Below are 23,916 nucleotides of genomic sequence, written 5' to 3' on the forward strand. Positions count from 1 at the left end.
GGCGCCCTGATGGGCGCCCGACTGCACTTGCACGAGCTAGCCCTTGACTGACCCGGCCGTTAGTCCTTGGACAATGAACTTGCTTGCAAAGGCAAAGATTGCCAGCGTTGGAACGACCGTCAGGACCGCTGCGGCGGACATCGATCCCCAGTCAATGTTGAAGCTCGAGATGAACCCGGCCAACGCCGTCGGGATGGTCTTGTTGCTGTCGCTGTTCATCAAGGTCACTGACAAGAAGAGTTCATTCCAGCAGTTAACGAAGTTGAACACGAAGCTCGCCGCGACGCCGGGCAGCATGACGGGAACCAGGACTCTGAACAAGGCTCCCAACCGCGAACAACCGTCGATCATCGCAGCTTCTTCCAAGGCGTCAGGAACGTTCTCGAAGAAACCGCGGAGCATGATGGTGCAAAACGGAATGCAGATCGCAATGTAAATGAGGATCAGCCCGGTCTTGGAATCCACAAGCCCCAGATTGGTCATCATCAGATACAGCGGCCCCAAGGCAATGAAGCCTGGAATCATCTGCGTGATCAGGAAGGCCCCCAGCACCGCGCCGCGACCTGAGAACTGGAATCGGGCCAGGACATACGCCGAGAGCAAGGAGATCAGCGTTGCCACCGTGGAAGCTACCAGTGCCACAACCAAGCTGTTGAGCATGTATTGGCCAAAATCCGACTTGGTGAAAAGCCCGACGTAGTTTTCGAAGGACAGTTGCCGGGGCCAATAGTCCAACGGCAGCGAGTAAATGGCGCCCGGTTCCTTCAACGACGTCAGGATGATCCAGTACAGCGGGAAAACCGTGGCGACGAGGCATGCTCCAAGGAAAACGAACTTTCCCACGCGCCCTATGAAGCTCTGCTGATTGATCATCGTGCTTCCTTTCGAGGACGGACCGCCATGAGGTAGAAGGCTGCGAAGAGGGCAAGCGTGAGGACGACAATCAGCCCCAGGGCCGAAGCCTTGCCGTAGTCACCCTCCTGGGTAATTTTGATCATGTAGGTAGTGATGATGTGCGTCTGGTCAGCCGGGCCGCCGCCTGTCATGGCGAAGATAATGTCCGGGAAATTGAAGATCCAGATCACCCTCAGCAGGATGGTCAACGCCAACGTTGTGGCGATGCTTGGCAACGTGATGTTGAAGAACGTGCGTACCTTCCCGGCTCCGTCCAGCGCAGCGGCCTCGTACATTTCGTCGGAGACGGACTGCAGTGCGGCGAGGATCATGATGGCGAAGAACGTGACGCCGTACCAGATGTTGGCAATGATGATGGCGGTCATCGCGAATCCGGGATCCGAGAGCCACGGGATGGGCGAGCTGATGATCCCGGCTTTCATCAGCAAGTCATTGACGACGCCAAACTCCGCGTTGAACATCCACCGGAAGAGCATGCCGATCAGGAATCCGGAGACTGCCCACGGAAAGAAGATCATGGCCTGGTAAGCCCCGCGCATCCTGAACTTTCGTTTCAGGAACAGCGCCACTGCAAAGCCTATGATCACCTGAGGCACCAAGGACCCAACCACCCACACCACCGTGTTCCGGACAATGCCCCAGAATTCCGGCGTTTCGAGCAGGCTTAGGAAGTTGCCGAACCCCACCCACGAGGTGTCGGAGAGATCATTCAGATTCCAGTTGCGGAACGCCATCTGGCTGCCGGCGATCATCGGGTAGTAGATGAAGATTCCGACGAATACCGCCGCCGGGGCCAGGAAGATCAGCAGCGTGAAGGCTGTCCTGGGATTGAAGCGCTTCTTGGACCGATTGCCGGTGCCGGCCACGGACCCGGCGTTGGCCTGCTTCGAGGGGAGTTTGGTGTCGAGGCTCACCGGAACCTAGCCTGCCCACTTTTGAGACCAGTAAGTGTCCCAGCTGGACAACAACTCACTGGTGGACATCTTCCCCGTCAGAACGCGCTGGAGTTCGCCGTCGGACTTCTTGATCCACTCGCTCCACCACGAGACACTGCGCGGCTGGACAGCGGAAACGTAGGTCCCGGGATTTTCCGTCATCTTGACGTAGGCGGCCCAAGGACCGGTGCTGTAGAAACTGTCCTTGGCTGCGGACTTCAAGGTTGGCACCAGGCTGTTGTCCTTGCTGAAGGTGGTGGCAGCGTCGCCTTGGGCGAGGTATTTAATGAGCTTCACGGCCTCGGGCTTGGCTGTGGATGAGGCGGCAATTCCCCAGCCGGCAGATGCCACTGGTTGAATCGCTTTCCCGCTCGGTCCTACCAAAAGCGGCGCCACGTTCCACTGGTCCTCCTTGATGGACTTGGACTCCCGCACTGTGGCGATGACCTCCGGGTCCTGAAGCAGGAACGAGGTGGAGCCGTTGCTGAAGCCCTGGACCATTTCCGGGTAACCCCAAGCCACTGAGGACGGGGGCGAACCCTTCTTGAAGAGATCAATGTAGAGATCCTTTGCCTCCTGCGCTTTGGGCGAGGAGAAAATCGTCTTGCCGCTGGTCAGCTTGAAGGCGTTTTCCTTGTCGATCTCGTCAGCGACGTAGGCCTCGATGATGGCGACGGCGTTGGAGTTGGCGTTGGTGCCCCCGCGGAACGCGTAGCCGAACTTGTTCTCTGCCGGCTTGTTGATGGCCGACGCCTGCTCCAGCATCTCGGACCAGCTGGCAGGTGGACCGGAGAATCCTGCCTCCTTGACGACGTCGGAGCGGTAGAACAGCGAAAGACCGTAGAAGCCGTATGGAATGTAGTATGTCTTGCCGTTCTGCTTCGAGTACGTGACGGCGTTGTCCGTTAGGTTGTCCCAGCCCTCCCATCCTTTGAGGTCGGCCGACATGTCATACAGCCACGCGTTGGCACCGAAAGATCCCACGGTGATGTCACGAGCCTCGACGACGTCGATTCCCTTGCCGGACTGAAGCATCTGCTGGATTTTCTGGTCCGCCTGATCAGTTGGCGGAGAGATGAGGTCAACCTTGATGTTCGGGTTCGCTTGCTCGAAACCGGATATGAGCTTCTTCAAAGTGTCCGTACGTGTCGGATTGGTGAGGCTCTCCACCATCTTCAGCGTGACTTTGCCGTCTTTGGCGGGCTCGGCGCCGCCACATCCGGCAAGTGCAAGGACGGCCGCGAGACCGGCTGCGGCAGACATGATGAATCTGGATTTCATGTGGATCCTCCAATGACTTGGTGAGCGTGGGTAATCGCCGCCCCGGCGGGGTGGCATTGTCGGTGGTGGCTAAATTGGCGCTATCGGGAGCCAGCGAGCCGGACGAGCTCCGGAACCGCTCTTTCCGCAAAGGTTTCGTAGTCCTTCGGCGAGTTGTACAGGTGTGCCGAGAGCCGCAGGAAGCCCGCGCCGTTGAAGGTGGTGATGGCCGTTTCGATATCCAGCCGATCCGATATGTGGGCACGGACGGCGTGCGAATCCTCGTGCGTGGTTGCGAGTCCCTTTGGCAGCCGGACCAGACGCAGTGGGCCCACTGGCATACCGACCTTGATCGCTGGATCCTCGCCTGTGGCGTCGGCAAAGGCGTCAGCGATCAGGCTCTGGCCGTAATCGCACAGCTCAGCGGCGTAGCTGCGAAACGTTGCCCAACCGTAGCGTTCCTCGATGGTGTCGAATGCGGTGCGGGCTGCCATCCACGCGGTCACGTCCTGTGTTCCGACGTGGTCGAAATTCTCCGGAAAGCCGTAGGGGAAGCCCCACGAATCGATCAGTGGTTCCAGCGTGGCCGCGCGTGGTCCGCGTGCCACCAGCGCCGCTGTTCCCCGCGGCGCGCAAGCGAACTTGTGGAGATTTCCTACCCAGAACCCCTCGAAGTCCGGCACGGGAAATTCCAGGACACCCGGGGCGTGTGCTGCGTCCACCAGAACCGGCACCCCCAGCCGGGAGGCTGCCTGGGCGATCGCCTCGACCGGGAAAGCCCGGGCCGTGGCAGACGTTATCTGGTCCACCACAATGAGTGCTGTCTTGCTGGTGACTTCGCCCATGACAAGGGCGCAGGCGGTCTCGGCATCCGCATCGAGGGGGATATCGGCGATCCTCACGAGGCCACCGTTCCTGCGGGCAACGCGCTCTGCGCCCTGCAACACCGCCCCATATGCATGGTTGGTCGTCACGATTTCGGCGCCGGGCTCGAAGCTCAGCGAGTTGTATACGGTGCTGATGCCCGCGCTGGCATTGTGCACGAGGGCGGTGTCCTGAGCCTTGACGTTGAGGAACTCTGCGATCTCTGTCCTCGCCGTGGCCACCAGTTCGAACTGAGTCATAAACCACGGGCACGGATTCTGCTCCATGTGTCCCTTGAGGCTGAGCTGTTTGGCTTGGGCTGCACGGGGGACGGAGCCGTAGGACCCGTGATTGAGGTGGACTTTGGACGGCGTGAGGCTCCAGTCGGCCATTGAGGGTTCGCCCTCGGGGGTCAACATGGGATGCGGGGCCGTGAGCGGCACTGGGAGCACGATGTCCTTCGTGGTTGGAGAGGAGTAAACGCTCTGTAAGTTACATCACAGACACGATCCAGACAACGGACAATCCAAAATAGTCATAAGATGACTTTGAGGATTGCAGCGGGATAAGCGCCGATTTTCCGGGATTCTCAGTGTATAGGTACGATGTCTTGTGCTTTGAGGTATGACAATGAGACTTATAGAGCCCCGCGCCGCGAGCGTGGGGTAGCGTGTTACGAGTATCGGAAGGAGGCGACGTATTGGGTGCTGTCGAAACGGCCATGCAGGGCCTAAGAAACAAGATTGCCTCTGGCGAACTCGCGGCTGGGCAGAAATGCCCGCCAGAAGCCGAGTTGGCCGCCCAGCTTGGTGTATCGCGGAGCTCCCTTCGGGAGGCTGTGCGGGCGATGTCTGCCCTGGGCGTGATGGAGTCACGGCATGGCTCGGGAACTTATGTGTCTTCCTTGGAGCCGACGGTTATCCTCCAGAATTTTGCCCTTCTGGTGGACCTGCTTCCGCTGGACGGCCTGTTAGAACTCTTCGAGATCCGAAGGCTGATGGAATCACACGCTGCAGCAACTGCCGCGGCGAATGTCACGCCAGAGGTCCTGGCCAAGCTAACGGCGCTCGTTGAAACTATGGAGGCCACGGATAGCCCTGCCGAATATTCCGAACTTGATTCACGCTTTCATGAAGAAATCTGCCGCGCGAGCGGCAATTCGACTCTCGCGGCACTTGTCAGCCTGTTCCGCTCTCGCGGTGGACACTTCCATATCTTCGACGGCAAGGTGGGGGCCCAAGTCCGAGAAGGCAGCACTGCGGGGCACAGCGCAATCGTGGACGCAATAGCCCGTAGGGACCCTACGTTGGCCGCCACCGCGACGGCCGCGCATATTGCCCAGACTGAGTCTTGGCTGAAGAAGTTGCGGCCTGCCCCGAGGCTGCAGGATTAGACTCGCGTGCCTTAGTGGTTCCGCAGCAGTGAAATGATCTCGGACTTCTTCTTGCCGGAGTAGCCCTTGATTCCGAGTTCCTTGGCGCGGGATTTCAGTTTGTCCACCGTCCAATCGTCGTAGTCGCCGGACTCGCCTCCCTTGCGGCCTACTTCCTTGCGCCCCTGTTTGGCGGCGGCATTTGAAATGCGGGCTGCCTTTTCTTTGGAGGCGCCATCGTCGCGGAGTTCTTCATATAGCTTCGGGTCCTTCAGACTCGAGTTCTTCTTTCCAGGCATGGTGCGCTTCCTTTCGGGTATTGATTATGCGCCTGTCTCATAATGTGGCTCGGCCACGGGTTTGGACTCCGGCGAGCCACGTTCGCGGAGATATACGGATGCGCCTACCAGCACTGCCACGGCGAGGAATTCGCTCTGCCAGTTCTGGAAGGATTCGAACCAGAACTGGCTGGATCCGAGGTACTCCCACGTGGATACCTCGGGCGAGCCGTGACTGAGTTGTTCTTCGTTATAGGCTGCCGTTCCGCCGATCGCGTGCAAAGTGAACGAGGCCAGGAACAGCAGGCCCAATAGACCCGAAAGTGAGTGCTCGTAGACTTTCAGCACCCAGCCCCCGCGCCGCACAGGCCACGGTGTCTTAGCGGACTTCCTGGCTTCCCGCGGGTCTTCGTCCTGCGGGGCAGGCTTCCCAACAGGCTTGGATTCGGAGGAGCCCTTTTGGAACAGGAACACCGTCAGCACCACATACATGGCCATTTGAAGGAATTCCGACTCCCAGTTTTCAAAGACGGCTTCCACGAAGTGTCCGGTACCCAGATATTCGAGGATGCCAACTGCTGGCTCACCGTGCGTCTGTTGTTCCTCGCTGTAGCTCGATGCTCCGGAAACTACCATTCCGCCCAGGAACGCAACGAACAAGCCGACGTTCGCGAGCAGCAAGCCGTGGTCCTTGATCCATTGACGCACTGGTTGCCCCTTCCTGGAGATTTCCTGATGCTTTGTTGGTCTCAGCATTTTGCTCATGGTGCATTCCCGTTGTTGCCGCCGCCGTTTTGCAGGGCCCGCCGGTGCAGCCAGAGGGGCATCCCCACAACGAGTACCAGCAGGACCAGGATGATGAAGCTACCGGCAATCATTGCTGCGGTTCGGCCGGCTGTGACATCGAAGACCAAGGTGGCTGAACCCACGATCAGGATGGCTACGCCGGCCAATGCCCATTTGGTGATGGCGTCGGCGCTGGAGACGAGAGTGGCTTTGAGTCCCCGGCGGAAAAGGCGGCGATGCACGCTGACCGGAAGCAGGATCAAGGCAGTTGTGAGGGCCGCTGCCATGACATTGAAGAGGTAGAGGCCGCGTTGCCAGTCGTCCAGGTGCTCAAAGCGCGATTGGAAAGGCAAGGTCAGCAGGAAGCCGCCCAGGATCTGGACTCCAGTCTGGAGCACCCGCAGTTCCTGGATCAGCTCCATCCAGTTGCGGTCCATCCGTTCTTCAACGGATTCGTTCCTGCCGGTCCTGGGAACCTGATCCGGCTCTACCATTCGTACACCTCCAGATAGCTATTGGTGGACGCTGACACTACACCGGACTACGGTCGAACTGTCAGCATTCCTCGAACAATTTCGGCGCCTCAAAGGATTTCCAAGGAGGAAGAAATGAGTCAGGACGAACACCGCGTTGATCCGGAAGACGCTGCCGGCGGCTATGGCACGCCAACCCCTGAGCAGGAACTGCCAGGACAGGGATCGGAGCGTGAAACACCGGAACGCCCATCGCCAGGAACGCCTCCCGGACCGGGGGGAACCACCTGAGGGCAGCCCCACCCCGGAAGACCCGGATACCTCTCCTGTTCCGGAGTCCCCGGACGAATTCCCCACTCCGCGGGATCCCGACGCGGCGCCCCCTCCCACTGCGGGCGACTAAAGCACGGCGGCTAAAGCGCCTGTTCGGTAGATGTATCCGGGTGCCGGATGCGCCGGAGGACTGCCCCCTGCCTGCAGGTTCAACTGCAGTGGGACAGCCCTCACATTCCGCGGATATTCATCGGCAGTCCGACCATCGTGCTCGGCCGGTTCGGGTCATTGTCGCGGTGCGCGCTCTATACCGTGTGTCCCCTGCGGCCCGACATGAAGCTGAGCAGCCAGCCGATAGCTGCGATGACGAGGAGGACGACGCCTACCCACAGCAGCCAGTTCAGGGCCGACGAGAAGCCGCCCACCAAGAGAAGGACAATCGCAACTACACCAGCAATGATCAGAAGCGTGTTCATGGTCAGCACATTCCTTTCTGGGGGAATCCGCAAAGAATCTTTTGGATTCCTGACTATGCATTCCTCTTTACTTCGATTTACTTCTACCGGTACTTGGAAGCGTTCCACCGCCTCCAAGGCCTTTTATCGCTATCACTTCCGGCCTTCGCCGAGGGGCGAAGTTCGCCAGATGTGAACGGCGACACTCTTCATTGTACTACTAAGCATCCTTATGAAAGAGTTATTGATGTCGCCACTTGATGATTGACCTACGTTGAAGGAATTCGACACAAGGGTTTTTCGCTTGCACCGACCGTCCAAGGAGAGGAACACATGAAAGCGTCACAGCAGCTTGCAGACAACCTTCAAATCGTCCTGACAGACCTGATCGAGCTACAGCTCCAGGGCAAGCAGGCGCACTGGAACATCGTTGGTCCGAACTTCCGCGACCTCCACCTCCAGCTGGACGAACTCGTCGCCGCCACCCGGAAATTCGCGGATGACACCGCCGAGCGGATGCGGGCCCTTCACGCCCTGCCGGACGGCCGGAGCGGGACCATCTCGGCCGGAACTCGCCTTGAAGAATTCCCCGGCGGGCTGGTCAACACCAAGAACGCCGTCAAGCTGGTGACCGAGCGCGTGGAACGTACCGTCCAGACCATGCGTGACGTCCATGACGAGGTGGATGAAGAAGACCCCACTACCGCGGACCTCCTGCACGAATTCATCGCCCGCCTGGAGCAGCTCGTGTGGATGATCAACGCCGAAATCATGAGCGCGGGAGCCGCTGTCACGGATCCCGACGAAGCCTAACCGGCGACAGAAGACGCGATCCTCGGACTGAAAATGCCAAGGCTTCGGCGAAGCGACCTTTCCAAGCCCGGTATTGAACGCCGCAGGGCAGGTAAAGGGTTCAGTTACAGGTATCCCGACGGGAGTCTGGTAAGCCAAGAGGATCGCCAGCGCATTAATGCGCTGGCGATCCCGCCTGCTTGGACCGAAGTGTGGATCTGTCCTGATAGCAATGGGCACATCCAGGCCACGGGAGTCGACGCCGCGGGTCGAAGCCAGTACATCTACCACCCCCGATGGCGCGAACGTAAAGACACCGAGAAGTTCCAGCGCGCCGCGGAATTGGGCTCCGTGCTCCCTGCCGTGCGAAGAACTGTCACGCTGCACTTGAAAGACGCGTCGTCTCCCAGGCAACAGACCCTGGCGGCGGCAGTGCGCCTCATGGACCTCGGCGCTCTCCGCGTGGGCTCTGAAAGCTACATGCGTCAGAACGGCTCCTATGGACTCACCACGCTCAGGTGCAGGCACGCCCGAATCAAAGACAATGCCGTCGGCCTGAAGTTTCCCGGCAAGAGCGGACAGTGGTGGGACACTTCCATCCAGGATCCCGCGCTGGCAGCTTTCCTTGAGCCACTGGCGCGGCGGCCCGGCAAGGAACGCCTGCTGGCCTACCAATCCGACGGTCCATGGGTTTCCGTTGATGCTTCGATGATCAACGAGTACCTGCGCGGCATTGCTGGAGCAGCCTACACCTCCAAGGATTTCCGTACTTGGAAGGGGACCGCGGCGGCAGCCCTATCCCTGGTGAAGTCCGAAGGCACCATGACGCGACCCCAGGCTTTGGTGAAGGCCATGAAGGACGCTGCCCAACTGCTCGGCAACACCCCCACCGTGGCGCGTACATCCTACGTGGACCCCAGGATCGTGGAGGCCTATCTGTCCGGAGAATTGCAGGACGTGAATCCGACCGAGGCCTCGATTGCCGCTTTCCTCGTTGGGAAGCAGGGCTAGCTGGGCCGCGTGCCCCGGCCGGTTTGTTTAGCACTATGTTCGAGGTAGACCCTTACGGCATCGATCAAGTGGCCGACGTGTTGGTGCATCAGTCGCCCCGCAGCCTCCGCATCCCGCCGGGACAAAGCTGCGGCCAGCTCCGCGTGGTCATGGGCTTGTTCGGAGACAACCTGGGAGTTTAGGGACACTTCTTCCAGAACGGTGGTCAGATTCGGATTGGCCGGTTCGATAAGGAGATGTGCCATGGACTCGAGGATTCTGTTGTGCGTTGCGGCGGCAACTGTGCGGTGAAACAGAGTGGAGGAATCCCTATTGGGGGTTGCCCCGGCCGCTACCGCGTCGCCATGGCTGGTGGCCTGGCGGGAGATCTCGTCGAGCTCCTCATCTGAGGCGCTTTCCGCGGCCAGTCGCGCGCCTTCGGATTCGACTGCGCGGCGGACCACCAGAATGTCCAAGAGTTCATTTAGATCCGTAGTGCTGGCGGCCCGGACCAGATTTGCTCCGTTTTCCTGGACGCGCAGGGCTGCCCTCAGTTCTTCAAGTCGTTGCTGGCCTAGTTCCGTAACCACCCGCCCCTGCTTCGGGCGTGGGATGAGGGTGAGGCCCTGTTGATCAAGTGAGCGCAGGAAACGGCCGGCCGTTGCCTCCGCCACATGGATGCCGGACTCATTGAAAGCCTCTGCCAAACGAGACGAGCCTACGGGTCGTTCTGACTCCCGGATCAGCGTGAGTGCCAGGATTTCCATCTCAAGGTTCGGTGAGGTCACTAGAGGCCTCCTTTCCCGTGGCGAGGGGTTCGCGCGTCTGCATGGAAGCCATCTTCCCACAGCTCCCGAAGCAGGCACTGCTCAGGAAGCAGCTGTTGACTGCTGTGCATTAGTACTTCATCATTGGTGATGAAGTACTAATGCTGTCGAGGAACATCGGTTCGAAGTGTGGGTGGATTCAATGAAAAGTTCTCAGAGTGATCTGGGGCCCGTGCGGGACTTCATCGGCTATGGCAGACATAAGCCCCAGGTATCTTGGCCGCAAAACGCAGCCGCCGTGGTGAACTTCTGCATCGCCTACGAGGAAGGCGCTGAGCGGAGCGTCCTCGATGGGGATGCCCGGGGCGAGAGCCTCGGGCCGGGGCGTGAAGCCGGGCCCGGACACAGGGACCTCGCCGTCGAGTCTATATACGAATATGGCAGTCGGGCCGGGATCTGGCGGATTGCCGATCTGCTTGATGAGTACAGTCTTCCGGCTACGCTCTTCGCCCCAGCCGTTGCTTTGGAAAAGAACCCGGAGGTCTGCCAATGGGTGGCCGAACGGGGACACGACATCTGTGCACATGGCTGGCGCTGGACCGACCCCGCGGAATTGACGCAGGACCAAGAGCGTGAGCGGATCAAGCTGGCGGTTGAATCAATAGAGCAGACCTGCGGACGCCGGCCGGTTGGTTGGCGTTCGCGGACGGGGCCAAGCCTGCACACCCGTCGTCTGCTTGTCGAAGAAGGTGGGTTCATCTATGACTCGGATGCCTATAACGATGACCTTCCGTATTTTACAGAGGTCGGAGCCCGCGAGCACTTGGTGGTCCCGTACACCTTGACCTATACGGAAGGCCGGCTGGTCCAGCCCATGGGGTTCACTAGTCCATTCGATTTCTGGGAAACATGCCGCCGCGGCCTGGACGAGCTTAGGCGCGAAGGACACCGGGGTTTCCCAAAGATGATGTCGATCGGCATCCACCCCCGCCACACCGGACAGGCCGGCCGCATGGCGGGAATGCGCGACTTTGTCGAATATGCGCTGGGCACCGGGGATGTGCTGTTCAGCACCCGTGAGGCGATCGCCAGGCATTGGATCCGGGAACGGCCGGCAGCGGGGGAACGACTTCAAGCATCAGCAAACGCAGGAGGAGAACAATGACGCATCAGATACTCGGAACTCAGCGCCGTACTGCGCACATCAATGGAAAACCTGTTGACGCCAAGGATTCCTTCGCTGTTCTGGATCCGGCGACAGGTCTGGAGCTGGCCAACGTGGCGGCCTGTGGCCCCGATGAAGTGGACCAGGCGGTAAGCGCAGCACGCAGGGCTTTCGACGGCGGGTGGAAGCGGACAACGGCGGCTGAACGCGCCCGGATCCTGCGCAGTATTTCGTCGGCCATCGTGGCGAATGGGGACGAACTGGCCCGAATAGAGAGCGAGGATACGGGCAAACCCTTGCGGCAGGCCGTGGTGGACGTCAACTTTGCCGCGCGCTTCTTCGAGTACTACTCCAATATGGTGGAGGCTGTCTTCGGCAGCATCATTCCCGCCGCGACGGACCGCATGACCTTCTCGGTCCGGGAACCTTACGGTGTCACCGGGCACATCACTCCCTGGAACTACCCATTGGGCTTGGCAACCCGAACGCTTGCGCCTTCCCTGGCGGCGGGAAACTGCTGCGTGCTTAAACCGGCAGAGGAAGCGCCGCTGTCCACGCTGCGCCTAGCCGAAATCATGTCTCAGGCTGGCCTGCCGGACGGCGTCCTCAATGTTGTCCCCGGTATCGGGGCAGAAGCGGGAGCCGCGTTGGCAGCGCACCCCGGCTTGGGCAAGCTCTCCTTTACCGGCTCCGTGCCGGTGGGCGTGAAGATCGGGCAGGCCACAGCAGCCAACCTCGTCCCGGCAGACCTGGAGCTGGGCGGAAAATCGCCCAACATCGTCTTCGCGGACGCAGACATGGACGCTGCTGCTTCGACCGTGGCCGCTTCAATCCTGCAGAACGCCGGCCAGACCTGCTCGGCCGGTTCCCGCCTCCTGGTCCATGACAGCGTCCATGATGAATTCGTCGACCGGCTCGTGCGTATCTTCCAGAGAACCACCCTCGGCCCGGGACTGGCGAATCCCGGCTTAGGCCCGGTGATTTCGCGCAAACAGCAAGCGAGGGTACTCGATTACATTGCCTTGGGCCGAGGAGAAGGCGAACTCCTGGTCGGCGGCGGCGTGCCGGATGATGAGGCCTTGGCCGGAGGGAACTTCATCCTTCCCACAATCTTTGACGGCGTGAGCCCGACCGCCTCGATTGCCCAACAGGAAATCTTCGGACCGGTACTTACGGTGACCAGCTTCGACAGCACTGACGAAGCAGTGGAACTTGCCAATGGAACCGACTATGGACTGGTGGCAGGTGTATGGACCGCTGACGTTGGCCGCGCCCACAGGATGATCCGGGACCTGCATTGCGGCCAAGTGATGGTCAACACCTTCTCCAACGGGGTGGAACTGCCGTTCAGTGGGCGGAAACACTCCGGATACGGGACGTCGAAGAGCTACGAGGCCCTACTTGGCTACACACAGTCCAAGGGTGCCGTGATCATGATGGCCGAACACTAATGGGCGCGTCACGAAACGGGCTGGTCGTTGCTGGTGGGCGGGTGGTCCTTCCTGAGCGAATTATCGACGCCGACCTTCTGGTTCGGGACGGAAAGATCGTGGCCCTCCGTGAACGATTGGGCCGCGACACGGCCGCCGAAGCTGCGGCCGAACTCTCCGGAGCTGAGACTGTGGACGCGAGCGGCCTGATGGTCATGGCTGGGATGATTGATACTCATGTCCACCTCCGGGACCCAGGTCACCCCCACCGCGAAACATTCAGCACCGGGACAGCAGCCGCCGCTGTGGGTGGGGTTACCACCGTGCTTGAGATGCCATCGGGGATTCCTGCGGTTGCGGATGCTGCGAGCTGGCACTACAAGAACGACGTCGTTGCGCCCAAGGCCATCGTCGATTATGGACTATATGGTGGCGCCGGTTACAGCAACACCGGGCGGATCGTGGAACAGGCCGCGGCCGGCGCGGTGGCATTCAAGTCGTTCATGAACGCTCCGGCGCCGGGAGCGGATCCCGGGTTCGATTCGCGGGCACTTCCGGACGACGCATCGTTTCTTGCCGCCATGAAAGCCATCGCGTCAACAGGGCGTGTCGCCGTCGTTCACGCTGAAAGCGACTCCATCTGCGGATGCCTTGCGGCGCAAATGAAAACAAGCGGACGCAAAGACCTGCGCGCACATGCAGAGTCAAGGCCGCCCCTGGCCGAGGAGGAAGCAGTGGCCCGGGCCATCCTGTTAGCGGGCGCCGCCGGCGCCCGGCTTTCAATTGCCCACATCAGCACCGGAGCCGCAGTGGAGCGCGTCCGTCGGGCAAAGGCCAAAGGGCAGATGGTAACGGCCGAGGCGTGCCCCCATCACCTGTTCCACACATTGACTGCCAGCGAACATCTGGGCCCCTATGCCAAGATCAATCCGCCCCTACGTGAGGAGGCTGATGTTGTGGCGTTGTGGGCAGGCATCGCCGACGGCACGATCGACTACATCGGTACGGACCATGCCCCTTACACCACCGTGGACAAGGACAAAGGCTGGGATGACATCTGGAGCGCACCATCCGGAGTCCATGGGCTGGAGTCCGTCGTGCCCGCACTGTTGACCGCGGTCAACCAAGGGAAACTGACGTTGCCCCAGCTCACGCGGGCAATCTCCCTGCGCGCATCGCAGGTCTTCGGTCTCGTGTCCAAAGGCGAAGTACGTGAGGGCGCTGATGCGGACTTCATTCTGGTGGACATGGACCGAAGCGGCGTGATCGACCCGGGCAGACAGCACTCAGTGAGTCGTGAAGCGGCGAAACTGTGGGCGGGACGCCTGATGCGCGGAGCTGTGGTTGCCACGTATGTCCGCGGACGGATCGTCGCCAAGGACGGCAAGGTGCTCGGCCAGCCCGGGTTCGGTCAGCTGGTCCGACCCGGCGGCGGCCGCCCATGACACCGGTAGGGATCATCGGCTGTGGAAGCACGGGGCTTGCCCTTGCCGCGCACGTGACGCAGCAGGGCGGGGCGGTACGGAATATGGTCGACCAGAATCATCATTTGTTGGACAGGCTTCGCCGCTCAGGAACGCTCACGATGAGCGGTCATCTGGGAGACGCCGTATTTGCTCTCCCAGAGTTGTCTGACGGCTACGACAGCCTAGAAGAGTGCGGCCTGATCTTCATTGCGACCACCGCGGACCGACATCTGGCTGTGGCTCAAAGTCTTGCCAGCGTCCTGCACGAAGGCCAACTTTGTGTGCTCGCCACGGGTTACGCCAACGGGGCATCCGCATTTGCGGGGGCGCTCACCGCAGCCGGGTTCACAGGTGGCGAGGACTGCGTCGTTGCGATGAACACCACGCCCCACCTGTCGTACGCCCCTGGTGACGGTTCGGTACATATTTCCGCAGTGAAGAGCTGGTTAGAAGTGTCTGCGGCGAGTGAGCTTGCCGCCACCAAAGGCATGTCCTTGCTGACGCCATGGCTTCCTGCCGCAACACTGGCCCGGCACCAGGTGGCCTCGTCCCTGAACAACCCGAACCCCGTCGCCCATGTACCGGCAACAGTGCTGAATGCGGTCATAGCCTCTCAAGAGGCGCATGGTTTGATCCCACACCAGGGGGCGTTCCACTTGGGCGACTTCGGTGCACCGGCGCTGGAAGCACTGCGTAACGTGCTCGACGCCGAACGACTCGCTGTCATGAGAGCCCTAGGCATGGGCCGGCATGGCGTAAGCAGGAACGACTTCTCGTCGCGGGCCTATGGACCAAGCTCGCGGGAAATGCTGCCGCCCCGGGTTGGTCCAACCTTCCAACGGCGCTTCGTCACGGAGGACGTACCGTGCGGCCTCGTTCCCTTGGAAGTACTCGGCCAACGGGCAGGTACTCCCACGCCAGCGATGACTGCCGTGATCTCCTTGATCTCCATGCTGGAAGGTCAGGACTTCAGGGAACACCCCGCTGTGCCGGGTCGAGTGGCTGGTCTGGGACCAAACGGCATAGCAGGACTACGGCAACGGGTAGGAGCCCAGAAATGACCGGAGAATGGCCGCACACCGGCAAGCGGATTGCGGTTACGGGAGCAGCCCGGGGGATCGGCCGCGGTATTGCCGAGCGCTTCGCGGGCGCAGGCGCCCATGTCACCCTGCTCGACAAGGACGGACCGGAAGCTGAGCGGACGGCAATGGGCATTCCGAATGCAACGGCCATTGAACTCGACGTGACCGATACCAGGGCTACGGAGGGCTTCTTTGCTGACGCAGAGCACGCGTTCGATGTTGTTATAGCCAACGCCGGCGTGTCTCTGCCAAAGCAGTCCGCCCTGGAGACCTCAGACAAAACCTGGGACTGGCTGATGGACAACAACCTCAAAGGCGCCTTCAATACGATGCGTTGCGGGGCGGCCCGCATGCTCAGGGATGGGGTTCCTGGAAGAGTCATTGCCACATCCTCAGTGGCAGGCCTGACGGCTGAGCCCGGCTATGCCGTCTATGCAGCCGCCAAGTGGGGGCTTATGGGACTGGTGAAGTCAATGGCCATGGAGCTCGCACCCTCGGGGATCCTCGTCAACGGTGTGTGCCCGGGCGATGTCCAGACTAGGTTCCTCACCGAGACAGCCGACTCCGGCGTCTACAGCGGAGCGCTGGGGCGACCTGCGCGCATAGAAGAAATAACTGGCGTCTACCTTTGGCTTGCCGGCCCCGAAGCCAGCTATGCCGTGGGGGAGATGGTCGTCCTGGACGGCGGTTTGTCCCTTTCCGCGATGTCCCGGTAGCCGTCCGGGAGCCGTAGGCCAAAAGGAAAAAGTTATTGCATCATCATTGATGATGAAGTAGATTTGGTGGTACGGATCACACTGAAGCCCGGAGGGCTCAGGCTCCGGCTTCACAAAAAACAAAGTGGCAGGCAATGGTGCAGCCGCTGTTTCCGGAAGCACTCAGCCCATTCTCAGGAGGCAAAAAATGAGTTCACTAGACATTAAGGGCGGCAGCCCCAGACTTAATTCCATGCTGTTGAAGCTCTCCGAATCGGTCGACAAGATTCCGCTGACACGGACCCACTGGACAACAATCCTGCTGGTTGTCGCCGGTATGTTCTTCGACATCCTCGAGTCCAACTCCCTTGGCTTGGCTGGCCCGCAGATTATTGCGACCTTCGGCATCTCCAAAGCCGAATTTGCCTTGATCAGCTCCATGACCTTCATCGGACTTACGATCGGGGCGTACCTGGGCGGGATGCTCTCGGATATCAAGGGCCGGAAGTTCGCCCTCGTAGCGAATCTCGTCGTTTACTCAGTGGGCGGCGTACTCTGCGCGCTGGCCCCAAACTACGAAGTTCTCATGGGGTCGCGATTGATAGTGGGTATCGGCCTTGGGGGCGAGCTGGCAGTGGGAATTGCTCTGATCTGCGAAATCATGCCCACCAAATACCGCGCCCAAGCGGTAGCCGCCCTCAATGTTGGTTCCGGTGGACTTGGCAACGTCGTCGCCCCCGCTTACGCCGCCCTTGTCCTTGTAGCCTTGGGAAACTTCTTTGGTGGACCGCAGGTTGCATGGCGTTGGCTGTTCGGCCTTCTGATCCTGCCGGTCCTTCTTGTTTTGGTGATTCGGCGCAACATGCCGGAATCACCGCGCTTTCTCCTCACGCGCGGCGACATTGCCGGCGCAAATCGAAGCCTGACCGCGTTGGCAGCGGGCAAGGTCCCTGACGATGAAATCCATATCCGTGAAGAAGACCTCCAAGCCACAGACGGTAACCGCATTGTCCGCCCCGAGAAGATTCGTTTGGGCGAGATCTTCACCAGCGGCCTGCGCCGCCGGACTGCAACGGCCAGTGGCGCGTACTTCATGGTTGTGGCCGCCCAGATGTCACTTCTGACCCTGATGCCAACCTTCCTTGTCGCCCGCGGTTCAACTCTTGGCCAAAGCCTGCTGTACACGCTGATCATGCAAATTGGCAGCCTCCTCGGTGCCTTATGTGCGGCAACCATCACATATCGGTTCAAGCGACGCACGGTAATGGTCACTGGTGCCGTGCTTGGCTGCCTGGTCGGCCTGGGATTCGGTCTGCTGGCGAACACGGACCCGCTGATTCTGGTGTTCGGCTCCCTGTTCCAGTTCTTCACACTCCTGCTAACCACGACGTTGTGGTCCTGGGCCCCGGAACTGTTCCCCACCAGGGTGCGCGGGTTCGGAGTCTCCTTCGTCAAGGGCACCGGTGGCCTGGGCATCATCGTCATGCCGCCGTTGATTGCTCTGATCTTCGATAACGCCGGCCTTCCCGGGATTTTCACCACCATGGCAATCATGTTCGCCATAACGGCAGTCCTGGCATGGGCTGGTGTTGAAACCAAGGACCAGACGCTCGAAGAGGCAAACGAGGCGAGGCCCGTCTTCCATGGCTGAAACGCTGACGCCCGTTCCGGGCGGCACCATACGCATCGTTGCGGCCCGGAACCTTGCCTACCTACCCCATTACGTGGGAATCTCCCGCGGCTACTTTGCCGGCCAGGGGATCAACGTTGAGGTGATCGAGAAGCAGCCCGGACATGGAACTATCACCGATTCAGTGGTCCGCGGCGAAGCCGAGCTTGTCCTGGGAAGCGTCGTTTTTGCAGACCGGCTCAACAGGACGACACCCAGCGTCATTGCTGCAGTGAGCAACACCCAGACCCGGCATTTCCTCTTTCAACGGGCCGCTGACGCTGTGATTGGTGGAAGCCCGGATTCCTTCGACTGGCAGGAACTGCGTGGCAGGGTTGTGCTCGTGGCCCCAAGCTTTGTCCCTACATCATGGGTCGCCTTCCTGGAGATCCTGCACCAGCGCGGCATCCCCTTGGGGGATGTCAGGCTCCTGGTTGGCTACCAGCCTGAAGCTGTGGTGGAGGAGTTCCTTAGCGGATCGGGAGATTTTTTCCTGGCCGGCGGGCAGGAAGCCCAGGACCCCCGATTACGTGAAGCGGTCCCCCTGGCCAATGGGCTAGGTCCCGTCCCTTGGTCTGTCTACTGCTGCACCCGGGTGTGGGCACAGGATCACGGCGCTGAACTCGATGCCTTCCGCGCCGCTTTGGAGAAAGCCCAAGCATGGCTGGCAGTGCAAAGCTCAGCCGATGTGGCTGCAGCAGCACGCGAATGGTTTTCTGCCATCCCGCTCGGGGAGCTGAAGGGCACGGTTGAACAGTTCCAGCGCATCGGTTTTTGGGCAAAGAAGCCACAAGCAGTTCCGGGGGAGTTCAGGGCTTGGCGGGCCGCGCTCGTGCGGGCTGGGCTGCTCGCAAGCGACACGGAACTCCTGGAAATGATCGAAGAACCCTCCGGCACAGAATTCCAAGGAGACGAGAATGACACAGACGCAGCTTGATCACCCTTACCTCTCCCGGGAGGTGAGCAGGGACGAAGATCAGCACGCCCTGGAACTCCACTCCCAGGCAACGGTGGTGGATACCTGCGGCGCGATTCCTCCGGGTGGAGATGGATCCTTGGATGATTCCATCGCCCTCCTGCGCCGTGGGGGGGTGGACTGCGTTGGCATGACCCTCTCAGCGGAGGAACACGATCAGCGGGCGGCCATGGACCAGATCACTTTCTGGAACCGCAATATCCGTAAGCACTCGAGGGACCTCGTGAAGGTCAGGTGCGCCGACGACATCCGGCAAGCCAAGGAGGATGGCCGAATCGGCGTTTACTACCTTTTCCAGAACGCCAAGCCATTTGGGGATGATCCCGGCAATGTAGAACTCTTCAAAGACATGGGGGTAGTCTCATCGGCGATCACATACAACAAGCGCAACTTCCTGGGCGACGGCTGCGCTGAGCCGGAAAACTCCGGGATCAGCAGCATCGGTCGCGACATGATTTCTGAGATGAACCGGGTGGGCATGTTGGTCGATCTCTCCCACGGCGGAAAGCGGACCCAACTGACTGCTGCACAGGCTTCAATCGCACCGCCATACTTCTCCCACAACAACTGCCATTCCGTGTTCGGAAACCGCAGAAATGCCACGGACGACACTATGCAAGTGGTTGCCAGCAAGGGCGGCATGATGAGCACGATGCCCCTGGAAATCAACGATGAATACCAGCCCACGGTGGCCAACATGGTTGACCATCTCATGCATACTCTGGAAATCTTCGGCGCTGGAGGCGTAGGCGTCTGCACGGACTTTCCCAAGGGCAGACGGAGTGTCTATGACTCCGCATACATCGATGAACACGGATATCTCAATATCCAGTACGACGGCACGCTATACGTAAAGCGGATGAAATGGGAAGGCCCGGGCTGTCTGCACAGACCGCCGTGGTACCCCTACGCCGAGGGCATCAAAACTTACGAGGGCCTTCCCAATGTCACCCGGGAGCTGGTCATCCGCGGGCTAGATGATGGCACAGTCCTGGCCGCGCTCGGGGGCAACTTCATTGACCTGATGAGCCGGGTCGTCGGCTAGAACGCAAGACGGGATTCCTGCTCAAGACAGAGAAAAGGCCTGATGCCACCCAAATCCGGGTGACGTCAGGCCTTTTCCGTGTCGCTGAGCGGTTTCGCGGTCTTACTCGGCGTCGTGGTCCGTTTCGAGGATCTTCACCAGGGTGTCCAGGGCTGCTTCTGCGCCTTCGCCTTCGGCGCGCAGCACTACGACGTCGCCGTGGGAGGCGCCCAGGCTCATGAGGGACAGGATGCTTGCTGCGTCCATGGCGTCATCGGCCGGCTCGCCTTCACGGGCGATCGTGACCTCGAGGTCAAGGTCGCCTGCGGCTTCAGCGAAGATGGCTGCCGGGCGGGCGTGGAGGCCGACGCGGCTTGCGATGGTGGCGGTACGTTCAGGCATTGGTGCTCCTTTGTTGTGGGTGGTTTGTGGGAAGTCTAGAGGCCGAGCTCGTTCAGGATGGGAAGCTGGGCCCGGACCGCGCTGCGTGCCGCGGCTGCATTGGGCGCCGCCAGAGCGGTTGCTGCGAGCTGTTGCGCCTGGGCAACGGTCACGGTGGCAAGCACGGCTGCGACGCCGGCAAGCGCCCGGGCGCTCATCGACAGTGTCGCGACGCCGAGTCCAACCAGTACGACGGCGAGGGCCGGGTCCGCTGCTGCCTCACCGCACACGCCAACAGGCTTTGCCGTGCCGCTTTCGCCGCTGACCTGCGCGGCGCCGTCGGCCGTTAGCTTGACCAGCTGCAGTACTGCAGGCTGCCAAGGATCGTTCAGGGTGGCGAGCGGCCCGAGCTGACGGTCCGCTGCCATGGCGTACTGGGTGAGGTCATTGGTGCCCAGCGAGGCGAAACTGACTTCGCGCAAGACTGTGGCGGCGGTCAGTGCTGCCGACGGGACTTCGACCATGACACCCGGGGTCTTGAGCCCGGCGGCGGCGCAAAGGGTGGCGAACCGCGCGGCCTCGTCCGCCGTCGAGATCATGGGTGCCATGACCCAGACCTCGGCGTTGTTGGCTGCTTCGGCGGCGGCGATGGCCTCGAGTTGCCGTTCGAGGACGCCGGGGGACGTGAGGTCCGTGCGGTATCCGCGGACACCGAGCGCAGGGTTCGGTTCGTCGGCATTGGTGAGGAACGGCAGCGGCTTGTCCGCGCCGGCGTCCAGGGTCCGGACCACAACTTTCTTACCCGGGAAGGCTGCGAAAACATCTCCGTAGGCGGCGACCTGTTCCTCCACAGTGGGTTCGTCGTCGCGGTCCAGGAAGCAGAATTCGGTGCGCAGAAGTCCAACGCCTTCGGCTCCGGCGTCGGCCGCTTTGACAGCGTCCGCACCCGTGCCGACGTTTGCCAACAACGGCACCCGGAAACCGTCCGCCATGGTGTTGTTGCCGCTGAAGGCGGCAAGTGTGGAAGCCTGGGTGGCCCACGCCTTGGCAGCCAACCGCAGGTCTTCCCCAGGCTCAGCGGTGATGGTCCCCGCGGCGCCGTCAACGTAAACCTCGGTGCCGTCCGCGATCTCGTCCACGCCGAGGGCGGCGACGACGGCGGGCAAGCCGAGCGCACGGGCAAGGATGGCTGTGTGCGACTGCGGTCCGCCGCTGGAAGTAATCAGCGCGACTACCTTGGATGGGTCCAGCGTGGCGGTGTCAGCAGGCGCCAGGTCCTCGGCCGCAAGGATGAAGGGGACATCGGAGGCGGGGATTCCCGGTGCCGGCAAGCCCCGAAGCTCCGACACGATGCGTGCCCGGACGTCGAGGACGTCCGCCACGCGCTCAGCCATGTACCCGCCCAGGCCCTTGAGGGTCTCAGCCACCGTTCCGCCAGCCTCCCAGATTGCACGTTCAGCAGTCCGTGCACCACCTGGAGCCTCGGGAGACAACAGCTTGATGGCCGATTTCACCAGCATGGGGTCGGCGGCCATCAAAGCCGTTGCTTCCAGGACTTCCTTGCCTTCTCCGCTGGCCGTAGCCGCGCGGGCCCTCAGTTCCGCCTGAACCGCCTTGGCAGCGTCCTTGATGCGCTGCCCCTGCGATTCAACCGTGACGTCGGCAGGAATGTTGACGTTCGCGTGCGGTTCCTGGACCGGTTTCGGCATTTGCTTTACCGGTGCCAGGACGCGCCCGGGAGCTACGCCTACGCCTGAGAAGGTCTGCATGTATCTGGTCCTCTGATTGCTTGGGTGCTGTTGGGCTGACGGGGTATCGGGCGGCGCTTACACGCCTGCCGGGACGGGAACTGCCTCGGCCTCAACCGGCTTGCGGACAGCCCAGCGCTTGAGGGCAATCACCAGGAGGGCGGTGATGACCACACCGACAGCGATCGACAGGAAGAACAACAGGAAGTTGTCGATTGCGAAGAACACGAAGATGCCACCATGCGGAGCCTTGGACGTGACCGCAAATGCCATGGACAATGCACCGGTTACGGCACCGCCCACCATGCTGGCAGGGATGACGCGGAGCGGGTCAGCAGCTGCGAACGGGATGGCGCCCTCGGAGATGAACGATGCACCCAGAAGCCAGGCGGCCTTTCCGTTTTCACGTTCAGCCAAGGAGAACAGCTTCTTGTCCAGCACAGTAGCCAGGGCCATGGCGAGCGGCGGAACCATGCCCGCTGCCATCACTGCGGCCATGATCTGCCACGGTGCCTGGTTTGCGACCGTTGCCGTGCCGAGGCCTGCAACAGCGAACGAGTAAGCAACCTTGTTGACAGGACCGCCGAGGTCGAAGCACATCATGAGGCCCAGGATGATGCCGAGGACGATTGCGCCGGCGCCGGTGAGGCCCGAGAGGCCGGTGTTAAGTGCCTTGGTCAGTGCCACGATCGGAGCACCAAGGATCAGGAACATGAGGCCGGAAGCAACCAGGGAGGCCAGCAACGGAATAATGACCACCGGCATCAGGCCACGCAGCCAGCGGGGAACATCGAGCTTGCCGATCTGGAAGGCGATGTAGCCAGCCAGCAAACCGCCAACAATGGCGCCCAGGAAGCCTGCGCCCATGAATCCTGAAACAGCACCGGCAACAAAACCGGGGGCAATGCCGGGCCGGTCAGCGATGGCATAAGCGATGTAGCCGGCCAGCGCAGGAACCAGGAATCCGAGGGACAATGCGCCGATCTTGAAGAGCACAGCACCGATGTAGGCGCCCAGCGGACCCCAGGCGTTGTTCGGGAACTCGGTGGGCAGGTTGAAAATGCTGTTCTGCACCAGCATCTTGTCAGCGAAGCCGGTGATGTCGTAGCCGCCAAGCAGGAAGCCGATGGCAATCAGCAAGCCGCCACCCGCTACGAACGGGATCATGTACGAAACACCCGTGAGGAGTGCGCGCTTCAGCTTCTGGCCGATGTGCTCGCCCTTTTCCTCAGCAGCACGCTCTGCCTGCTCTTCGGCACCGAAGTGCGGGACGCGGCGGGCGTGCGGGTCGTCCGCAGCAGCCAACGCTTCCTGGACCATCTTGGTGGGTTCGTCAATGCCGCGCTTGACCGGAGCGTTGATGACCGGCTTTCCGGCGAAGCGCTCCTTGCCACGGACGTCCACGTCGACAGCGAAAATCACTGCGTCAGCAGCGGCAATGATGGCCGGATCCAGCGGCTTGGCGCCGGAGGAACCCTGCGTCTCAACCTGGAGGTCCACGCCCATTTCCTGGGCCGCGGCAACCAGCGAGTCAGCCGCCATGTACGTGTGGGCGATGCCGGTTGGGCAGGCGGTCACGGCGACGATGCGCTTGGGTGCGGCAGCCGCCGTCGTGGTTGATGCGGCAGTGGCCCCAGCGGGAGCCGCGGCGTGGGCTGCAGCCGGCTTGTCCGCCAAGGCCCCATCCACGAGGTCCACGATGTCCTGCTCAGTGGCTGCGGCACGCAGCGCTGCCGTGAAGTCCTTCTTGATGAGGGAGCGGGCCAGCTTGGAGAGCAGCTTCAGGTGCTCCTGGTCAGCACCGTCCGGCGCGGCAATGAAGAAGATGAGGTCCGCCGGGCCGTCCTTGGCGCCGAAGTCCACCTTGTGGGACAGGCGGGCCATGGCCAGGGCGGGCTCGGTGACTGCGGCTGAGCGGCAGTGCGGAATCGCTATGCCGCCGGGGACGCCGGTAGCGGTCTTCTGCTCGCGGGCGAAGGCATCCGTGAAGAGCCCTTCAACCTCGGAAGCACGGCCAGCGGCGGCGACTTTGCCGGCCAGGACGCGGATGACGTCGGCAGGGGAGTCGCCCAGGTTCTGGTCGAGGATGACCAATTGGGGTGTGATCAGCTGGGTCACTG

24 protein-coding genes are annotated in these 23,916 nt (G+C 61.3%); 12 read left to right on the forward strand and 12 right to left on the reverse strand.

The window, feature by feature from the left end; all coding sequences use genetic code 11:
* Positions 1 to 36 precede the first annotated feature (36 nt).
* The 4 genes from AB4Z15_RS04820 to AB4Z15_RS04835 form a co-directional block, all read right to left on the reverse strand.
* Positions 37 to 873 (reverse strand): carbohydrate ABC transporter permease, encoded by an 837-nt coding sequence (locus AB4Z15_RS04820; RefSeq protein ID WP_442016318.1) that lies wholly within the window; start codon positions 871 to 873, stop codon positions 37 to 39.
* Positions 870 to 1,829, reverse strand: a complete 960-nt coding sequence (locus AB4Z15_RS04825; RefSeq protein ID WP_442016319.1) for a carbohydrate ABC transporter permease — start codon at positions 1,827 to 1,829, stop codon at positions 870 to 872. Before AB4Z15_RS04825 ends, AB4Z15_RS04820 begins: the two co-directional genes overlap by 4 nt.
* Before the next feature lie 6 nt (positions 1,830 to 1,835).
* Positions 1,836 to 3,131 (reverse strand): ABC transporter substrate-binding protein, encoded by a 1,296-nt coding sequence (locus AB4Z15_RS04830; RefSeq protein WP_442016320.1) that lies wholly within the window; start codon positions 3,129 to 3,131, stop codon positions 1,836 to 1,838.
* Between the two features lie 80 nt (positions 3,132 to 3,211).
* Positions 3,212 to 4,366 carry an aminotransferase class V-fold PLP-dependent enzyme gene (locus AB4Z15_RS04835; RefSeq protein WP_442016321.1) on the reverse strand — a complete coding sequence of 385 codons (1,155 nt, stop codon included), beginning with the start codon at positions 4,364 to 4,366 and terminating at the stop codon, positions 3,212 to 3,214.
* 308 nt (positions 4,367 to 4,674) lie between these two features.
* On the opposite strand from AB4Z15_RS04835, the gene AB4Z15_RS04840 reads away from it, so the two are divergent.
* The gene (locus tag AB4Z15_RS04840; protein WP_442016322.1) at positions 4,675 to 5,367 is read left to right on the forward strand and encodes a FadR/GntR family transcriptional regulator; all 693 of its coding nucleotides are present in this window, start codon (positions 4,675 to 4,677) and stop codon (positions 5,365 to 5,367) included.
* An 11-nt stretch (positions 5,368 to 5,378) separates the two neighbouring features.
* Here the strand turns inward: AB4Z15_RS04840 and AB4Z15_RS04845 are convergent, their stop codons facing one another.
* From AB4Z15_RS04845 to AB4Z15_RS04855, 3 genes are read right to left on the reverse strand one after another with little or no spacing between them, the layout of a single operon-like run.
* Complete coding sequence (locus AB4Z15_RS04845; protein WP_442016323.1) at positions 5,379 to 5,645, reverse strand: DUF7218 family protein; 267 nt, start codon at positions 5,643 to 5,645, stop codon at positions 5,379 to 5,381.
* A gap of 24 nt (positions 5,646 to 5,669) precedes the next feature.
* Complete coding sequence (locus AB4Z15_RS04850) at positions 5,670 to 6,332, reverse strand: DUF6766 family protein (protein ID WP_442016324.1); 663 nt, start codon at positions 6,330 to 6,332, stop codon at positions 5,670 to 5,672.
* Positions 6,333 to 6,385: 53 nt separating this feature from the next.
* Positions 6,386 to 6,904: a DUF6328 family protein gene (locus AB4Z15_RS04855; protein ID WP_442016325.1), complete on the reverse strand. Its 519-nt coding sequence runs from the start codon at positions 6,902 to 6,904 to the stop codon at positions 6,386 to 6,388.
* A gap of 114 nt (positions 6,905 to 7,018) precedes the next feature.
* On the opposite strand from AB4Z15_RS04855, the gene AB4Z15_RS04860 reads away from it, so the two are divergent.
* Positions 7,019 to 7,174: a hypothetical protein gene (locus AB4Z15_RS04860; protein WP_442016326.1), complete on the forward strand. Its 156-nt coding sequence runs from the start codon at positions 7,019 to 7,021 to the stop codon at positions 7,172 to 7,174.
* A 287-nt stretch (positions 7,175 to 7,461) separates the two neighbouring features.
* On the opposite strand, the gene AB4Z15_RS04865 is transcribed toward AB4Z15_RS04860, so the two are convergent.
* Positions 7,462 to 7,632 (reverse strand): hypothetical protein, encoded by a 171-nt coding sequence (locus AB4Z15_RS04865; protein ID WP_223935420.1) that lies wholly within the window; start codon positions 7,630 to 7,632, stop codon positions 7,462 to 7,464.
* Positions 7,633 to 7,944: 312 nt separating this feature from the next.
* Between AB4Z15_RS04865 and AB4Z15_RS04870 the strand changes: the two genes are divergently transcribed.
* Positions 7,945 to 8,424, forward strand: a complete 480-nt coding sequence (locus AB4Z15_RS04870) for a Dps family protein (protein WP_442002900.1) — start codon at positions 7,945 to 7,947, stop codon at positions 8,422 to 8,424.
* Positions 8,425 to 8,457: 33 nt separating this feature from the next.
* A complete protein-coding gene (locus AB4Z15_RS04875) occupies positions 8,458 to 9,414 on the forward strand; it encodes a DNA topoisomerase IB (RefSeq protein ID WP_442016327.1) in 957 nt (318 codons plus the stop codon).
* Here AB4Z15_RS04875 and AB4Z15_RS04880 read toward each other — a convergent pair.
* Positions 9,411 to 10,181: an FCD domain-containing protein gene (locus AB4Z15_RS04880; protein WP_442016328.1), complete on the reverse strand. Its 771-nt coding sequence runs from the start codon at positions 10,179 to 10,181 to the stop codon at positions 9,411 to 9,413. The genes AB4Z15_RS04875 and AB4Z15_RS04880 overlap by 4 nt on opposite strands.
* A 181-nt stretch (positions 10,182 to 10,362) precedes the next feature.
* Between AB4Z15_RS04880 and AB4Z15_RS04885 the strand changes: the two genes are divergently transcribed.
* The 8 genes from AB4Z15_RS04885 to AB4Z15_RS04920 all read left to right on the forward strand — a co-directional run bounded on the left by AB4Z15_RS04885 (position 10,363) and on the right by AB4Z15_RS04920 (position 19,688).
* Positions 10,363 to 11,325, forward strand: a complete 963-nt coding sequence (locus tag AB4Z15_RS04885) for a polysaccharide deacetylase family protein (RefSeq protein WP_442016329.1) — start codon at positions 10,363 to 10,365, stop codon at positions 11,323 to 11,325.
* Positions 11,322 to 12,776, forward strand: coding sequence for an aldehyde dehydrogenase family protein (locus AB4Z15_RS04890; RefSeq protein WP_442016330.1), 1,455 nt, complete (start codon positions 11,322 to 11,324; stop codon positions 12,774 to 12,776). Before AB4Z15_RS04885 ends, AB4Z15_RS04890 begins: the two co-directional genes overlap by 4 nt.
* Positions 12,776 to 14,200, forward strand: a complete 1,425-nt coding sequence (locus AB4Z15_RS04895) for a dihydroorotase (RefSeq protein ID WP_442016331.1) — start codon at positions 12,776 to 12,778, stop codon at positions 14,198 to 14,200. Before AB4Z15_RS04890 ends, AB4Z15_RS04895 begins: the two co-directional genes overlap by 1 nt.
* Positions 14,197 to 15,282 carry an NAD/NADP octopine/nopaline dehydrogenase family protein gene (locus AB4Z15_RS04900; protein WP_442016332.1) on the forward strand — a complete coding sequence of 362 codons (1,086 nt, stop codon included), beginning with the start codon at positions 14,197 to 14,199 and terminating at the stop codon, positions 15,280 to 15,282. Before AB4Z15_RS04895 ends, AB4Z15_RS04900 begins: the two co-directional genes overlap by 4 nt.
* Positions 15,279 to 16,019: an SDR family NAD(P)-dependent oxidoreductase gene (locus AB4Z15_RS04905; protein ID WP_442016333.1), complete on the forward strand. Its 741-nt coding sequence runs from the start codon at positions 15,279 to 15,281 to the stop codon at positions 16,017 to 16,019. Before AB4Z15_RS04900 ends, AB4Z15_RS04905 begins: the two co-directional genes overlap by 4 nt.
* 187 nt (positions 16,020 to 16,206) lie before the next feature.
* The gene (locus AB4Z15_RS04910; protein ID WP_442016334.1) at positions 16,207 to 17,649 is read left to right on the forward strand and encodes an MFS transporter; all 1,443 of its coding nucleotides are present in this window, start codon (positions 16,207 to 16,209) and stop codon (positions 17,647 to 17,649) included.
* Positions 17,642 to 18,604: an ABC transporter substrate-binding protein gene (locus AB4Z15_RS04915; RefSeq protein WP_442016335.1), complete on the forward strand. Its 963-nt coding sequence runs from the start codon at positions 17,642 to 17,644 to the stop codon at positions 18,602 to 18,604. Before AB4Z15_RS04910 ends, AB4Z15_RS04915 begins: the two co-directional genes overlap by 8 nt.
* The gene (locus AB4Z15_RS04920) at positions 18,585 to 19,688 is read left to right on the forward strand and encodes a membrane dipeptidase (protein WP_442016336.1); all 1,104 of its coding nucleotides are present in this window, start codon (positions 18,585 to 18,587) and stop codon (positions 19,686 to 19,688) included. Before AB4Z15_RS04915 ends, AB4Z15_RS04920 begins: the two co-directional genes overlap by 20 nt.
* A 102-nt stretch (positions 19,689 to 19,790) precedes the next feature.
* On the opposite strand, the gene AB4Z15_RS04925 is transcribed toward AB4Z15_RS04920, so the two are convergent.
* The 3 genes from AB4Z15_RS04925 to AB4Z15_RS04935 are packed head-to-tail and all read right to left on the reverse strand — an operon-like array spanning position 19,791 to position 23,914.
* Positions 19,791 to 20,069: an HPr family phosphocarrier protein gene (locus AB4Z15_RS04925; protein WP_442016337.1), complete on the reverse strand. Its 279-nt coding sequence runs from the start codon at positions 20,067 to 20,069 to the stop codon at positions 19,791 to 19,793.
* A gap of 35 nt (positions 20,070 to 20,104) precedes the next feature.
* The gene (ptsP, locus tag AB4Z15_RS04930; protein ID WP_442016338.1) at positions 20,105 to 21,817 is read right to left on the reverse strand and encodes a phosphoenolpyruvate--protein phosphotransferase; all 1,713 of its coding nucleotides are present in this window, start codon (positions 21,815 to 21,817) and stop codon (positions 20,105 to 20,107) included.
* A gap of 57 nt (positions 21,818 to 21,874) precedes the next feature.
* Positions 21,875 to 23,914 carry a PTS fructose transporter subunit IIABC gene (locus tag AB4Z15_RS04935; protein ID WP_442016339.1) on the reverse strand — a complete coding sequence of 680 codons (2,040 nt, stop codon included), beginning with the start codon at positions 23,912 to 23,914 and terminating at the stop codon, positions 21,875 to 21,877.
* Positions 23,915 to 23,916 lie beyond the last annotated feature (2 nt).

Source organism: Paenarthrobacter sp. 2TAF44, assembly GCF_052114885.1.
In the GTDB taxonomy this organism is placed as follows: domain Bacteria; phylum Actinomycetota; class Actinomycetes; order Actinomycetales; family Micrococcaceae; genus Arthrobacter.